We start from the raw sequence: 14,692 nt of genomic DNA, 5'->3' as shown, positions 1-14,692 counted from the left end.
ATCTTTAGGTATATAAACATTTCGCTCTTTGCGATTAAAAACCGTAATTTTGCAGCATGAATAACGATACCATCTGCGCACTTGCCACAGCCAACGGAGTTGGAGCTTTAGGAATTATAAGGGTTTCTGGAAATGATTCTTTGAAAGTTGTACAAAAATCTTTCCCTTCCAAAAATCTTGAAAAGCAAAAATCTCACACCATTCATTACGGATATTTTATGGATGGTGTGGAGGCAATTGACGAAGTGATGTTATCCATTTTTTTAGCACCAAGAACTTTCACCACCGAAAATTCTGTTGAAATTACCTTTCACGGTTCTCCACACATCGGAAAACGCATTCTTGAAACGTTAATAAAAAACGGAGCAAGAATGGCAAAAGCGGGTGAATTTACATTAAGAGCTTTCATCAACGGGAGAATCGACCTTTCTCAAGCTGAAGCCATTGCAGATGTTATTGCCTCAGAAAATGAAGCTTCAAGAAAAGTGGCAATCAGTCAACTAAAAGGCGGAATTACCAATGAAATTTCTTTCCTCAGAACAGATTTGTTGAATTTTGTGTCTCTTATCGAACTCGAATTAGATTTCGCAGAAGAAGACGTTGAATTTGCCGACCGTTCTGCTTTGGTTGGATTGCTAAATAAAATTGAATTAAAACTAAATTCTTTAATTGAAAGTTTCCAGTACGGAAACGCCATCAAAAACGGAACTGCCGTTGCAATTATTGGTAAACCTAATGCAGGGAAATCTACACTTTTAAATGCTTTACTGAAAGAAGAAAGAGCTATTGTAAGTAATATTGCGGGAACAACTCGTGATACTATTGAAGAAATTTTGCACATAAAAGGTCATGCTTTTCGTTTAATCGACACCGCTGGTTTACGCGAAACAGTCGATGAAATTGAAGCAATTGGTGTAAAAAAAGCCAAAGAAAAAGTTGAAAACGCAAACATTCTCGTTTATCTTGCAGATGCTGCAACAGAAGATTTTTCTGAAGATATTGAAATGATTACATCTTTGCTTCGCCCAGATTTAAAACTGATTATTAGTGCCACGAAAATTGATGAAGTATCGCCAAATCAGTACGAAAAGGTTGAAGATGTTTTCAGAAACAAAATTACCCACGAGTTTGATTTTATTAAAATTTCTGCTGTTGAAAATCAAAACATCCAAGATTTAAAAAATGAACTTTCTTCTTATGTTGAACATTTAAAAACAGAAGAAAACAACGTGGTAATCACCAATCAAAGACACTTTGAAGCTTTACAAAAATCCTTAGATGCCGTTCATAAAGTAAAAGAAGCCATCAGTTTCCAAATTTCAACCGAACTTTTAGCCTACGAACTAAGAAACGCCCTCGAGTATCTCGGTGAAATTTCCGGCGAGGTTACCAATGATGAAGTTTTAGGAAATATTTTTTCTAAGTTTTGTATCGGAAAGTAACCACTACAAAATAAACAATCAAAAAACCGTTAATAATATACTTAAAAGCCTTATTTGTAGGGCTTTTTCTTTTTTACAAATATAGTTTTTTTTGTGTTGTTTTGTGATAATCGGTACAAATTTGTACCTTTGTTGTACCTCGAAAGGATTTTTAGAAAAGAATCCATTTTTTTTGTTCTTTTGGTTGTCACTTTTACACAACTTTAAACACTTTAGTACACTATTATACAAATTTGGGAGAAATGAGCAGTAATATTAAGTTAAACCGTGTTTGTCAGTATTGTAGCAAGGATTTTATTGCTAAAACTACCGTTACCCGATATTGTTCGGACGATTGCGCCAAAAAAGCCTACAAAGCCCGTAAGAGAGCGGAAAAGATAGGTGTTTCAATAGCAGAAACTCAACAAATAAGAAATAAGCCAATTGAGGACTTAAAAGCGAGAGAGTTTTTAACCGTTATGCAAGTTTCAAAATTAATAGGTTGCTCAAAACAGAATGTTTATAAACTCATTAATACAGGAAAATTGAAAGCAACTAATATTCTTATAAAAAAGACAATTGTATTAAGAACTGATATAGATAATATGTTTAAAAATGTTCAGGAAAAGCCTAAACAAAAAACTTATTATGTTTCAGAATGTTTCAGTATTTCAGAAGTTCAAAACCTCTTTAAAGTATCTCCAACAGCTTTACAGACCATTATTAAAAGGGAAAATATACCCAAAATAAAACAAGGGAAGTTTGTGTACGTTCCCAAAGTATTAATTGAAAACATTTTTAAGTAAATTTGAAATAGCATAAAAGACAATGACCGTAAAAGTAACATTAAGAGAAAAGCCAATTTCTAAAGGACGTAAAAGCCTGTATTTGGATTTTTACCCAGCAATACCCAACCCTAAAACAGGAGAACCCACTCGTAGGGAATTTTTAGGGCTTTATACTTTTGAGAAACCTAAAACCTCAACAGACAAACATCATAACGTTGAAACGCAGAAAATAGCTGAAAGCATACGCCAAAAAAGGGAAAACCTTTTGAATAAGCCCGAAATTTACAGCCAATACGAAAAAGAACAACTGAAATTAAAAGAACAGGGAGAAATTAATTTTGTTGATTACTTCCGAAAGTTAGCCAATAAAAGAAAGGCAAGTAATTACGACAATTGGATTTCTGCACTTCATTACCTTGAAGCGTTTACCAATGGAAATTTAAAATTTGCCGACCTCAACGAAATGTTTTTGGAAGATTTCAAAGAATATTTATTGACCACCAAAAGCACCAAAAGCGACAAAACAACACTTTCCCAAAATTCCGCAGTTTCTTATTTCAATAAAATAAAAGCTACCTTAAAACAAGCTTATAAAGACGGTATTTTGCAGACCAACCTCAACGCTAAAGTTAGCCCTATTAAAGCCGAAGAAACACGCAGGGAATATCTTACCATTGAAGAGCTCAATACACTTGCAAAAACACCTTTCAGTAATGATTTATTGAAACGTGCAGTTTTGTTTTCAGCTTTAACAGGGTTGAGGTTTTCGGATATTCAAAAGATGCGCTGGAGTGAAATAGAATACATTGCAGGACAGGGTTATTTTATCAATTTCAGCCAAAAGAAAACCAAAGGCGTTGAGGTGTACCCAATTTCTGAACAGGCTTATAGTTTTACCAACGGCAAAGAGAACCCTAAAGAGATGGAGCAGGAAAAACAGGTTTTTGAAAATTTGCCTTATTCTGCATATCATAATAAGCAATTAGCAAAGTGGGTTTTGGATGCTGGAATAACAAAAAAAATAACTTTTCACAACTTCCGACATACATTTGCTACTTTACAGCTTTTTAATGGTACAGATATTTACACCGTTTCAAAAATGTTAGGACATAAAGACCTAAAAACAACGCAGATTTATGCGAAGATTGTAGATGAAAAGAAGCGTGAAGCTGTGAATAAAATAAAATTGGATTTATAATTTTAAAAGCATAAAAGACAAGATGATTACAGAAAACGTAAAAAACTTATTTTCATTTATTGATTATTTAAACTCAAATAAAGCTTATTTGTTGAGTAAAGAAGATTTGATTGATGAAACAAATAAATTATTTCAAAAACGAAATTCTATAAGACCAAATGAAAATTATAAGTCTAAAATTGAATATGATAATATACAATTAGAAATTGCAAAAAAGTTTGATATTGTTGAAGCTGAAATAATAAATCCTTTAAAAGGAAAAATTAGTGAATTGAATATTGCAGATATTTCTGCACCGATAATAAATTTAAACGCTCAATCTGAATTATTTGAACTTCAAAGAAATTTTGAGGAAGATGATTTGAGGCTAATTTTTGAAGCAAAGCAGAAATATTTGGATTTTAGAAATGAAACAAACTTTGATTATTATTTGCAATTTTTTTTCTTTGAATTAGATAGAACCTTAAAAGAATTTTATGATTTTTTTAGCGATAATGACTTGAATGAATTTAGTAAACTTCAAACTAAAGATGTGACAGTTGAAAGTTTAGATGAGCAGGGAATTGAAAAAGCAGTAAGAAAACTAACAGGCTACTCAAATAAATTAAATTTTGAAACTTTCCCTGAATTTTTAGATTATTTAAAAAAAGAGGTTAAGGATTTAGAGTTTGATGAACGACATAGCGAAGTAAAAAGAATACTCGAACAGCAAAAAATAAAGTTAGAAAACAGCACATTTCAAAGTGAAATTGATGAGGTCAAATTACTTTCTGAAAAAGCAGTAAAAGACTTTAAACAAAAATTAATGCTATCATTTACTAATGAAAATTATCAAACGAAAACAATAGGATTAATGCCTATTCATTACAATTATGCAATAGGATTGATTGAGTATGAAAAGCTTTACAATAGTGCAAAAAACAAAAGTGATGATATATCGTTACCCCCTCAACCAATAAAAACAAAAGCAGATATATTAAAGGAACAATTGAGCCAATACGGTTTTTTTGAACTTGAAAAAGTAAAAACACTTTCAGAACAAAGCAAGGTTTCAATAATTGAAAAAATAGCTGAAAGCGGTTTACCTTATGCAATTGCAATGTTTGATTACTTACAGTATATTCCATATTTAGAGAAAAAGCATTTTGATAGCAAGTATAAATTAAATAGAGAGGTTTCAAAATGGTTTGATAGCGACAAGGAAGGACGAGCAGTAAAAGGCAATATAAGTTCATTATTAAAGAATACCACCGAAAATAAAGACCGTTATACAGCTTACAAACACGAAGAAAATGTAAAAAAAGACTATGAACAATTAAAATAGGGCGTACCCCCTTATTGTTGCCCCTAAAAGCCCCCTGTACCATTGCAAAGGATTACAAACAAAATTCTTTAAGCAATGGAAAATTTAACATTTGACAAGTTACCCGAAGCGGTAACAATGCTAGCAAAAGAAGTTAGCGAACTAAAAGCGTTGCTATTAAAACAGAGCGAGCAACCAAGCACCGAACCGCAAGACGAACTTCTAACCATTCAGCAGGCAAGCGAACTTTTGAATTTATCTGTACCCACATTGTACAGCAAAGTATCAAAGCGTGAAATTTCGAGCATGAAACGAAGTAAACGCCTGTACTTTTCCCGAACCGAACTTATTGAGTACCTGAAAGCAGGTAAAAGAAAAACTTCCGCAGAAATAGAAGCGGAAGCAGATGCTTATTTGTCTAATAAAAAAGCCTTGAAATAATGAAAAATCAAAATAACAAGGCAAATTCTTTTCAGCATAAAAGACAGGCGCAAGATAAGGACTTTCAAAATCAATTGAAAACCATATTTCAATATTTGCAAAATCATATTGCAACCGCTTCAATGATTACCGAAGCAACAGGCGTTCCCCAAAAGAATATTTGCAGATACAAAAGAGATTTGGAAAAAGCTGGAAAGCTTTGGGAAGTTGAGAAAAAGAAATGCAAAGCAACAGGCTTCAAAGCGTGGTATCTTACAACGAACTCTAATTATTCGCCAAAGTCTAACCAATTAAGTTTATTCTAATGATGGAAGCGAAGAAGATAAAACCTGTATTTGATGACCTCAACAATCCTGAAACAATTATTAGTCACGTTGAGCAACTGCAAAAAGACCTTGAAGCCGAAAAGGAAAACAAAGGGCTTTTCAAAGTTAAAACCGCTAACCAATGGATTGAACAGGCAAAAGCAAGCCCTATTCCGCTAATGCTTTTCGGGGAACTTTGGCACGATAGCGAGTTATGTATTTTGTTCGCAGATACCAATTTAGGAAAGTCAATTTTAGCGGTTCAGATTGCGGATAGTATAAGCAAAGGAAAAATGATTGCAGGCTTCAAATTAGAAGCGGAAAAACAACCTGTTTTATACTTTGATTTTGAACTTTCAGCTAAGCAGTTTGAAATTAGATATTGCATAAAGAACGAAGCGGAAAAGCTATTAGAACAACATTATTCTTTTGATGAAAATTTCAAACGATTAGAAATAAATCCTGATGCAGAAATACCCGAAAACCAAAGTTTTGAAGATTATCTTAATCAATCTTTAGAGCAAAGTATAACGGAAACAGGTGCAAAAATTCTCATCATTGACAATCTCACTTATCTCAAAAATGAAACAGAAAAGGCAAAAGATGCTTTGCCATTGATGAAACATTTGAAAGCCTTAAAAAGCAGATATGGACTTTCAATTTTAGCATTGGCACATACGCCAAAAAGAGATTTGTCAAAACCAATAACAAGGAACGATTTACAGGGAAGCAAAATGCTTATCAATTTCGTAGATAGTTGCTTTGCGATTGGAGAAAGTCACACAGATAAACATTTGCGCTATCTAAAGCAGATTAAAGCCCGAAATACGGAGATTATTTACGATACAGATAATGTTGCTATTTGTCAAATTCAAAAACCGTTCAATTTCCTTGAATTTGAGTTTTTAGGTTTTGGTACAGAGCGGAAACACCTTAAAGAATTGACGGAGAAAGACCGAGAAAGCACGATTGAAAAAGCTAAAGAATTAAGCCAACAAGGTTATTCACAAAGGAAAATTTCAACAGAATTGAATATTTCTTTAGGGGCAGTAAATAAATACCTTAATTCTTAAACAAGTGTTCACGATGTTCACACCGTTCACAGTATGAACACCGTGAACACCGTGAACGCTAATGCAGTAAAATTATGGAAACACAGCACCAATACATTTTAGATAAAAGCAGTAAGAAACACCATTGTCCGCAATGTAATAAGAAAACGTTTGTTTTATACATTGATGCGTTTACTAATGAATATTTACCCGAACATTACGGACGATGCGACCGAGAAAGCAAATGCAATTATTTTCTAAATCCTTATACTGATGGATTTGCAAAAAAGCAGGAAGAAAACGATAAAAGTTGGGAATCTTCAAAAATTCAAAAGCAACGAGAAAGCAACCGAAAAGCAACTAATAAAACCGTGTTTTTTGACTTTGAAACATTCAAAAAAACATTATCGAATTATGAGCAAAATATTTTTGTTCAAAACTTAATACAGAATATTTCTTTTCCTTTTGAAGCTGATGAGATTACAAAAGTTATTCAGTTGTATCGATTGGGAACGGTTGCCAATGGTTACAGAGCTGGAGCAATTACTTTTCCGTTTATTGATATTGAAAACAATATAAGAGCTATTCAAGTAAAGCAATTTGATGATATAAACCACACCACAGGCACAGATTTTCTACATTCAATTATTGAAAAACATCACAACCGAAATAATAAGCCATTGCCTGACTGGTTACAAGCCTACACAAAACAAGATAAGAGAGTTTCCTGTTTATTTGGAGAACATTTATTGAGCAGATACCAAAACAATCCTGTTGCATTGGTAGAAGCACCTAAAACGGCTATTTATGGAAGTTTGTATTTTGGATTGCCTAATACTTCTAAAGATTTTATTTGGTTGGCAGTTTACAATAAAAGCAGTTTTTCATTTGATAAAATAGAAATTTTGAAAGGCAGAATTGTTTTTGTTTTTCCCGACTTATCTAAAGATGGCAACACATTCCAAGAATGGGAAACTAAAGCAAAAGATTTTGAAAAGCAATTAACAGGAACACGGTTTATTTTTTCGGATTTGCTGGAGCGTTTAGCTGATGAACAGGACAGAGATAACGGAAATGATATTGCAGATATTTTGATAAAGCAGGATTGGCGTTTGTTCCGAAAAGAAAAACAAATTTCAGAACCACCACCCGAACCAAAAAAGCTGGAGATTGTTGCAACAGCTGTAAAGACTGAGCCAAAAACAAACATTTTACAAAGGCAATCTACTATTAGAAGAAAAATGATTGAAACAAAAAAATACGTTGAAATTTGGAGCAAAGAAATTGCAGAGCTGGAAAAGTTTTATTCTGATTTTCCATTACCAACCGAATCAATACAATTGAATGAATGTAGTATGATAAATGATATTTCAAATTTTATTCAATCGAATTTACAGACCATAAAAGCCAATGACGGCAATCATACATTTTTACCTTACCTCAACAGATTACAGCAACTAAAACAGATATTAATTTCAAAATATTAGAACAATGAGAGCAAAAAAAGGTTTACAAAAGTTTACAACTTTCGAGCAGAAAATAGATTTTATCCTACAGTTAAAAGAAATAAATAAAGAAGATTTGAACATCCTTAATGATGATGAAAAAACAAAATTTTACGAGTTACTTACAGAAAAATTTAAGGAACTTAAAGGAGATGAAAACGCAAAATTTCTAAAACAAATTTGGAATATTACGGCAGAGAGTACAAGAAATGTGATTTGGGAAAATAATCATAATACTATTACAGCGACCATTTCCGAACTTATGCAGGATTATGGAAGAATGCCTACGGCTTCCGAAATTGCAATTAAATCCGAACTAAGTAGGCAAACGGTTACGAAGCATTTAAAAGAATACGCAACACAACCACAATATAATGAGATTGTAGAGCAGTTTAGGTTTATGACTTCAAAAGTATTGGCAAAGGTTTTTAAATTTGCTGTAAACGGAGATATGACAGCCGCAAAATTGTATTTTAATGTAGTGGGTGCAATGAATCAAAATAATCAAAATACTTTCATACAAAACAATAATAATTATATTCAGATTAACGGAATGGTTTTTAATGATGAGAAACTAAAAACTTTGAAACCTGAGCAATTAAAGACAATTGAATCCATTTTGATTTCCGATAATTTTCAAGATTTAAAAAATATTTGATTGACTACGGTAAGCCGTACAGGAGTTTTAATAATTAGATGTATTTTTGCGAAAAAATAACTTATGAAAATTTTATACTTTTTATTATTATCGTTTGCTCTAACGTCTTGTAGTACGTTTATAAGTGCAGTTAATAGTACACCACTAAACAGAGTCTATCCCGAGATTGATGCAGTTACAAATAAAGAGGTTGGAATTAGTCTTGTTACTAAAGAAGTCGGTTACTTATACAAAGGATTGATTGTTAACGAAGACCAAACTATAAAGCCTGGAACTGTTGTGCGAGAGTTAAAGAGAGGGGAAGTATTTATAAATAAGTTTGATGCAAAAAAATATTTCTTGTATGAATCTCCGACAGGTGTTTTTGGAATTGCTATTGATAAAAATACTGGTTTACAATCTTTTTATTCTATTACAGGAGCAAGCGTTGTATTTGCAAAGTTGAGAAATGCAATTGACTTTACAGAAACAACAGTTCCAATAAAGGGAAAAGAATACTTTAAACAGGAGTTTATTTATAATGGTAAGGTGGGTAATGGGATAAAATTCGTATACAGAGAATTTGCTGATGATTTTGCTCGCCCTGCTTTTACTCAAGAGCTTCAATATGATTTATCTGAAAGTAAAATCATTGGTTTTAGAGGTTTGCGGTTAGAGGTAATAAAGGCAACAAACACAGATATAGATTATAAAGTAATTAATCATTTCTCAAATAGGTGATTTAATTTAAAGATTAATAAATATTAGATACAGCTTATCGGGCTGTATTTTTTTTTTAGTGTTTGAAATGTTTGTGAATATCTATTTAAAATACTTCCTAAAATATCGCCCAAATTTTGCAATATTTTGTAATATTTTGATGAGGTTTGTATCTTATTTGTACCTCATTAACTTAACTATCTGATTTTCAAATTTAATTACTTTTTGTATCGGGAAGTAAATAATTAAATGATTTGATTTTAAATATTTTTCTGTTTTGAATCTAAAATCAAACTAATTTTTATTGTAAGATCTTATGGTGAGAGTGTTATTTTCTGATAAAAAAGAATAATAGCTAGCTTTTTGATTTTTTTTAAAAATAAATGGAATAAAAGTCCAACAATATTTCTAAATTAAATTAGTAGCCATTATTTAAACATGATAGTTGAGTTTTAAACACTGGATGTAAGGCGAATGAATGATTTAATTGGCTTTTTTTCATTTTTTTGTGACTTCACTGCGGAAAACCGTTTTTTCTTTTGTCTTCTTTTTCTATATTTGAAAATCAAAAACTTATAATTTATTAATATTTAAAATTATTTATGGCAATCAATTTACAAAAAGGTCAAAAAATAGACATTGGATTAACAAATATGACAATTGGTTTAGGTTGGGACCCTAGTGAAGGTACAATGCATGATTTCGATTTAGATGCTTCCGCAATCATGATAAATAGTGAGAGAAAGCTTGTTGGAGAAGAGTATTTTATTTTTTACAATAATCTTGTTTCTCCTGATGGTGCTTTAACACATACAGGAGATGATCCAGATGGTAAAAGTAGTGATGGTGATGATGATGAAGCAATTAGGGTAGATTTATCTAAAGTAGATCCAAAAGTAGAAGAAATTTTGTTTGTAGTGACTATTGAAGATTTTGAAAGAAGAAAGCAAAACTTTGGGCAGGTTAGAAATTCATACATTAGAATTGTAGATAATTCTAGTAATGAGGAAATTGCAAAATATGAGCTAGATGAAGACTTTTCAATAGAGACAGGGGTAGAATTTGGCAGATTGTACAAAAGAAACGGAGCTTGGAAATTTGAAGCTTCGGGAATTGGATACAAGGCAGATTTAGGATTTTTTCTAGAAAAATATTACAACGGAACTATTATAAAGTAAACACGTACAAGTGTTTTACAATCGGATAATTTAATTACCGTTGCCAAAAAAAATGATAATTAATCTAAATTCTTACGAGCATTTCTCTTTCGATTTGTGGATGACGATTATAAAATCTAATCCTGAGTTTAAACCTAAGAGAAATGCTTTATTAAAAAAGCGCTTCGAAATTTCAGGCTCCCTTGAAGAAATAGCTAATATAGTACGTTATTATGATGTTCTTTTTAATACTATTTCTGAAAAAACAGGAAATCATATTGCACGGGAAGAGGTTTTTTATTTGATTTTGAATCAGCTAAAAGTAAATATTGATGAAATCTCGTCTAATAGTTTAGCAGAGTTTTTTAACGAAGCAGATCAGCTTTTTATAAATCATTTTCCAGAGCTCATTTGGAGAGATGTGGAAAATGTACTTCAGCAAATTCATGAAGAAAACAAAACCGCAAATGTTCTTAGTAATACAGCTTTTATACATGGAGATTCTTTAAGAATAGTATTAAAAGAACTGCAGCTTGATAAATATTTTTCGTTTATGATTTTTTCTGATGAAATAGGAGTTTCTAAGCCCAATATTAAAATTTTTGAATATCTTTATTCAAACGTTTTAAAAATAAAAAACATAAAGAAAAACCAAATACTGCATATAGGAGATAATCCTATTGCAGATTATGAAGGCGCTTTAAAGTTTGGATTTGAAGCGAAGATTATTACTTTCTGACAAAGATGAATAAAAGATACAGTTTACATAAAATAAACGATGAAGTTGATTGCCCTTTTGATGAGGCAGCATATAGTCGATTCAAATTCGGGGATACTTTCCAGGCTAAACTTTTTGCAGAAGCTTTATTTCAAGGGTTTATTTCAGAATTTAAAGAAGAAATTTTAAAACAAGAAGAAATTATTCTTTTTCCAAGTCCTTTTCACTCTATACCAACGGCATCTAATTTTTTATGTTCCTATTTCAAAGAACAGCTTAATTTTTTTCTTTTTGAAAACGGCAAATCTGCATGTGTTGAAGGTAAAATTCATCGAAGGCAAACCTATACAGAAGATTATGGAAATATGAGTTTTGAGGAAAGAATAACTTTAATTTCTGGAGATACTTATTATATTGATAAAAATTTTGTAGACCACAAATTCTGTATTTTTATTGATGATATAAGAATTACAGGAAGCCACGAAAAAACAGTCGATAAAATTCTAAATGATTATCAAGTTGAAGGAGAATTTGTCTTTGTTTATTTCGCAGAATTAAAGAATACTAATATTCATCCAAGAATTGAAAATCATTACAATTACTATAAAATAAAAACAACCCAAGATTTGGTTGATGTAATGAATGATAAGCATTTCAGCTTCAATACCAGAATTACAAAATATATTTTGCTGATGAAGGAGGCGGATTTTGAATATGTTTGCGAGAATATTTCTAATCAAAAACAAAATACTTTGCTTAATTTGGCAATTAGTAACAACTATCATCAAATAAAAGAATACAAAAAAAATATAAATATTTTAAAAAACAAATTACAATGGCAATCAACTTACAAAAAGGACAGAGACAAAACATTAATGCACCAAAATTCACTATAGGATTAGGATGGGATGCCAATAACTCATCAACAGGAGGTTCGTTCGATTTGGATGCTTCTGTTTTTGTTTTAAATGAAAATAAAAAATTAATTTCTGACGACTTTTTTGTTTTTTACAACAATTTACAAACCCCCGATAAATCGGTAACACATACAGGAGATAACTTAACAGGAGATGGCGATGGTGATGATGAACAAATCAAAATAGATTTAACGGGAGTTGATCCTAGAGTGAAAGAAATTATTGTTGTAGTTACAATTCATGAAGCAGATTCTAGAAATCAGAATTTTGGACAAGTACGAAATTCTTTCATTAGAGTTTTTAATTCTGATACTAAAGAAGAGATTTTGAAATATGAGCTAGATGAGGATTTTTCTATTGAAACAGCGGTGGAATTTGGCAGAATCTATGAAAGAAATGGTGAATGGAAATTTGAAGCAGTAGGAAATGGGCAAAGAGATGGTTTAGTTAAATACTTAAGTTTATATCAATAGTATAATGGAATTACAAGTTAATAATACCGCGATTGATAAAAACGGAAACGTAGATTTATCACAGATTAATGCAGTAGATGTTCAAAAATATGAAAGTTTAAAAGATTCAATTAATGAACAGAATCCTAATTCAGTAATTAACTTTGGGTCAGAATTACAAAATTCTCTGGCAAGCCAAAGTGATTCTTTTCTAAATAACGTTAGAAAATCTAACTCTGGTGAGGTTGGTGAGCTTATTAATAAATTATTAGTTGAATTAAATTATGTTGATGTAGATGAGTTGGAAGGAAGTTCTGTGAAAAAATTTCTGAAGAAAATTCCTTTCTTTAATAAAATGGTTTCCTCTGTAGAAACTTTATTCGTGAAATACGATAAAATTGTAAACAATATTTCTGATATTTCTAATAAAGTAAATGCAGGTATTATTAACTCTACAAAAGATAATGCTGTTTTACAGACTATTTTTACAAGTAATATAGAATCTGTAAAGAAAATTGAAGACTATATTATTGCTGGAAGTCTTAAGATGAAAACTTCTAGCGAAGAATTGGCTGAGATGGAAGCTAATTCTGCAAATTATCAGGATTATCAAATTTCAGATAAGAGAGAATTCATCAATAGATTGGACAGAAGATTGGCAGATTTAAAAGTTGTACGCTTTATTATTTTACAATCTCTTCCACAAATTCGTTTAATTCAGAATAATAATATTTCTATTGCAGAAAAGGCTCAAACTATTTTAACAACAACACTTCCGCTGTGGAAAAACCAGCTTACTCTAGCCGTTGCAATGCATCGCCAACAACAAAATATTGAGGTACAGAAAAAAGTATCTTCTACAACAGAAGAGATTTTAAGAAAAAACGCACAGCGACTTCAACAAAATACAGTAGATGTTGCTAGAGCAAATGAACAAACCATTGTTTCTATGGATACACTTCGTGAGACAACAAATTCATTAATAAGCACTTTAAACGAAGTAAAACAAATACAACAACAAGGTTCGCAAACAAGACAGCAATTGGATGTAGAACTTAAAAATCTAGAAGATACTTTGAAAAAGCAAATTCAAAATTCTTAATTAGAAATTGGATCAAGATAAGCAAATATTAAAAAAAAGTAAACAGAGATTACAAAAATTAAGACTTCTTAGTAAATTTTTTGACAAGGCAGAACTCATTAATATCATTATAAAAACTGAACTTATTCAGTCCTATTTTGATAGCCCTAATTCTAATAATTTAGATATTAACAAACTAGAATTGTTTCATTTACAGTACACCGATAGTTTATTAACACTTCTAGATAAAATCAAAAAACAGAAAGAAGCCAATATTCTTGCGATTTATAAAGAAATTGCGGCAAACGAAGAGTTTATTGATTCTTATATTTCTAAAGAAGTAGGGCAAAAAAGCTTTAGTACTCAGAAAAAATATCAAAATGGATTCATGTCTGAGTTTTTAAAAACTTATTACGGAAACTTAGTAGATATTAGAAGAGATTTGAATATAAAAGTAATAAGAGAACTCTCTAATACCTATGCAATAGAATATTACAGAAAAACAGCAAAACTAGAATTTTTATTAAGCCTTCCAGATACTAAATATTATGACTACGAAAATGTAGATGTAGAAAAAAAGCTATTGGGAAAGCTAAATTCCAATAATTTTAAAGTAAGATTTGTTTGTGGATATAACGTAAACAATCAAGTTTTTGAACTGTTTGAAATTGCTGGTACAACTGAAGATTTTATTTGGAATTTGCAAACCAACGAATTCTATTTTTTAGCAGATGATATTGCGGTATTGTTAGACAGAACTCCCAATGTATCATCTTCAAAAAATATAGTTGATGATCTTTCCCAAAGAAATGAAGAACTGAAAAAAAATGCAGAAGATTTGAAAACAGAATTACCAAACGAGGTAATAGATATTTTAAAAAAGTATAGAGAAACACTAGATAATCAAGAAATAATTAACCAAGTTATTAATGTCGATGAAGAATTGAATATTCTTAATTCGATGCTTAACTTAAATTTAAATAACAAATTACAATAA

General features: G+C 31.0%; 16 protein-coding genes. All 16 read left to right on the top strand.

Going from position 1 to position 14,692, the window contains the following annotated elements; all coding sequences use genetic code 11:
• Nucleotides 1-56: 56 nt before the first annotated feature.
• The 16 genes from mnmE (at nucleotide 57) to AC2A1D_RS02590 (ending at nucleotide 14,692) form a co-directional block, all read left to right on the top strand.
• Complete coding sequence (gene mnmE / locus AC2A1D_RS02665; protein ID WP_484042122.1) at nucleotides 57-1,442, top strand: tRNA uridine-5-carboxymethylaminomethyl(34) synthesis GTPase MnmE; 1,386 nt, start codon at nucleotides 57-59, stop codon at nucleotides 1,440-1,442.
• Nucleotides 1,443-1,684: 242 nt separating this feature from the next.
• Nucleotides 1,685-2,227: a helix-turn-helix domain-containing protein gene (locus AC2A1D_RS02660; RefSeq protein WP_484042121.1), complete on the top strand. Its 543-nt coding sequence runs from the start codon at nucleotides 1,685-1,687 to the stop codon at nucleotides 2,225-2,227.
• Nucleotides 2,228-2,249: 22 nt separating this feature from the next.
• A complete protein-coding gene (locus AC2A1D_RS02655) occupies nucleotides 2,250-3,407 on the top strand; it encodes a tyrosine-type recombinase/integrase (protein ID WP_484042120.1) in 1,158 nt (385 codons plus the stop codon).
• Between the two features lie 22 nt (nucleotides 3,408-3,429).
• Nucleotides 3,430-4,731, top strand: a complete 1,302-nt coding sequence (locus AC2A1D_RS02650) for a hypothetical protein (RefSeq protein ID WP_484042119.1) — start codon at nucleotides 3,430-3,432, stop codon at nucleotides 4,729-4,731.
• Between the two features lie 75 nt (nucleotides 4,732-4,806).
• On the top strand, nucleotides 4,807-5,151 hold the full coding sequence (locus tag AC2A1D_RS02645) for a helix-turn-helix domain-containing protein (protein WP_484042118.1): 345 nt from the start codon (nucleotides 4,807-4,809) through the stop codon (nucleotides 5,149-5,151).
• Nucleotides 5,151-5,456, top strand: a complete 306-nt coding sequence (locus tag AC2A1D_RS02640; protein ID WP_484042117.1) for a hypothetical protein — start codon at nucleotides 5,151-5,153, stop codon at nucleotides 5,454-5,456. The genes AC2A1D_RS02645 and AC2A1D_RS02640 overlap by 1 nt, the downstream gene beginning before the upstream one ends.
• Nucleotides 5,456-6,529, top strand: coding sequence for an AAA family ATPase (locus AC2A1D_RS02635; RefSeq protein ID WP_484042116.1), 1,074 nt, complete (start codon nucleotides 5,456-5,458; stop codon nucleotides 6,527-6,529). Before AC2A1D_RS02640 ends, AC2A1D_RS02635 begins: the two co-directional genes overlap by 1 nt.
• A 74-nt stretch (nucleotides 6,530-6,603) precedes the next feature.
• Entirely contained in the window at nucleotides 6,604-7,995 is a 1,392-nt protein-coding gene (locus tag AC2A1D_RS02630) for a DUF6965 family protein (protein ID WP_484042115.1), read from the top strand.
• A 4-nt stretch (nucleotides 7,996-7,999) separates the two neighbouring features.
• The gene (locus AC2A1D_RS02625; protein WP_484042114.1) at nucleotides 8,000-8,671 is read left to right on the top strand and encodes a hypothetical protein; all 672 of its coding nucleotides are present in this window, start codon (nucleotides 8,000-8,002) and stop codon (nucleotides 8,669-8,671) included.
• A gap of 63 nt (nucleotides 8,672-8,734) precedes the next feature.
• The gene (locus AC2A1D_RS02620) at nucleotides 8,735-9,391 is read left to right on the top strand and encodes a hypothetical protein (RefSeq protein WP_484042113.1); all 657 of its coding nucleotides are present in this window, start codon (nucleotides 8,735-8,737) and stop codon (nucleotides 9,389-9,391) included.
• A gap of 581 nt (nucleotides 9,392-9,972) precedes the next feature.
• Nucleotides 9,973-10,548 (top strand): TerD family protein, encoded by a 576-nt coding sequence (locus AC2A1D_RS02615; protein WP_484042112.1) that lies wholly within the window; start codon nucleotides 9,973-9,975, stop codon nucleotides 10,546-10,548.
• 52 nt (nucleotides 10,549-10,600) lie between these two features.
• The gene (locus tag AC2A1D_RS02610; RefSeq protein WP_484042111.1) at nucleotides 10,601-11,266 is read left to right on the top strand and encodes an HAD family hydrolase; all 666 of its coding nucleotides are present in this window, start codon (nucleotides 10,601-10,603) and stop codon (nucleotides 11,264-11,266) included.
• Nucleotides 11,267-11,271: 5 nt separating this feature from the next.
• On the top strand, nucleotides 11,272-12,141 hold the full coding sequence (locus AC2A1D_RS02605) for a phosphoribosyltransferase family protein (protein ID WP_484042110.1): 870 nt from the start codon (nucleotides 11,272-11,274) through the stop codon (nucleotides 12,139-12,141).
• Nucleotides 12,081-12,635 carry a TerD family protein gene (locus AC2A1D_RS02600; RefSeq protein ID WP_484042109.1) on the top strand — a complete coding sequence of 185 codons (555 nt, stop codon included), beginning with the start codon at nucleotides 12,081-12,083 and terminating at the stop codon, nucleotides 12,633-12,635. Before AC2A1D_RS02605 ends, AC2A1D_RS02600 begins: the two co-directional genes overlap by 61 nt.
• A 4-nt stretch (nucleotides 12,636-12,639) precedes the next feature.
• Nucleotides 12,640-13,716: a toxic anion resistance protein gene (locus tag AC2A1D_RS02595; protein WP_484042108.1), complete on the top strand. Its 1,077-nt coding sequence runs from the start codon at nucleotides 12,640-12,642 to the stop codon at nucleotides 13,714-13,716.
• Between the two features lie 7 nt (nucleotides 13,717-13,723).
• Nucleotides 13,724-14,692 (top strand): hypothetical protein, encoded by a 969-nt coding sequence (locus AC2A1D_RS02590; RefSeq protein ID WP_484042107.1) that lies wholly within the window; start codon nucleotides 13,724-13,726, stop codon nucleotides 14,690-14,692.

This window comes from Chryseobacterium sp. HNCC26DJ239, assembly GCF_057180445.1.
The sequence above is the reverse complement of the archived record's forward strand: the minus strand, read 5'-3'. Positions and strand labels throughout refer to the sequence as shown.

Excerpts from the sequence above, each read along its gene's own strand:
- mnmE (WP_484042122.1), top strand. The coding sequence starts at position 57 with ATGAATAACGATACCATCTGCGCACTTGCCACAGCCAACGGAGTTGGA.
- AC2A1D_RS02660 (WP_484042121.1), top strand. The coding sequence starts at position 1,685 with ATGAGCAGTAATATTAAGTTAAACCGTGTTTGTCAGTATTGTAGCAAG.
- AC2A1D_RS02655 (WP_484042120.1), top strand. The coding sequence starts at position 2,250 with ATGACCGTAAAAGTAACATTAAGAGAAAAGCCAATTTCTAAAGGACGT.
- AC2A1D_RS02650 (WP_484042119.1), top strand. The coding sequence starts at position 3,430 with ATGATTACAGAAAACGTAAAAAACTTATTTTCATTTATTGATTATTTA.
- AC2A1D_RS02645 (WP_484042118.1), top strand. The coding sequence starts at position 4,807 with ATGGAAAATTTAACATTTGACAAGTTACCCGAAGCGGTAACAATGCTA.
- AC2A1D_RS02640 (WP_484042117.1), top strand. The coding sequence starts at position 5,151 with ATGAAAAATCAAAATAACAAGGCAAATTCTTTTCAGCATAAAAGACAG.
- AC2A1D_RS02635 (WP_484042116.1), top strand. The coding sequence starts at position 5,456 with ATGATGGAAGCGAAGAAGATAAAACCTGTATTTGATGACCTCAACAAT.
- AC2A1D_RS02630 (WP_484042115.1), top strand. The coding sequence starts at position 6,604 with ATGGAAACACAGCACCAATACATTTTAGATAAAAGCAGTAAGAAACAC.
- AC2A1D_RS02625 (WP_484042114.1), top strand. The coding sequence starts at position 8,000 with ATGAGAGCAAAAAAAGGTTTACAAAAGTTTACAACTTTCGAGCAGAAA.
- AC2A1D_RS02620 (WP_484042113.1), top strand. The coding sequence starts at position 8,735 with ATGAAAATTTTATACTTTTTATTATTATCGTTTGCTCTAACGTCTTGT.
- AC2A1D_RS02615 (WP_484042112.1), top strand. The coding sequence starts at position 9,973 with ATGGCAATCAATTTACAAAAAGGTCAAAAAATAGACATTGGATTAACA.
- AC2A1D_RS02610 (WP_484042111.1), top strand. The coding sequence starts at position 10,601 with ATGATAATTAATCTAAATTCTTACGAGCATTTCTCTTTCGATTTGTGG.
- AC2A1D_RS02605 (WP_484042110.1), top strand. The coding sequence starts at position 11,272 with ATGAATAAAAGATACAGTTTACATAAAATAAACGATGAAGTTGATTGC.
- AC2A1D_RS02600 (WP_484042109.1), top strand. The coding sequence starts at position 12,081 with ATGGCAATCAACTTACAAAAAGGACAGAGACAAAACATTAATGCACCA.
- AC2A1D_RS02595 (WP_484042108.1), top strand. The coding sequence starts at position 12,640 with ATGGAATTACAAGTTAATAATACCGCGATTGATAAAAACGGAAACGTA.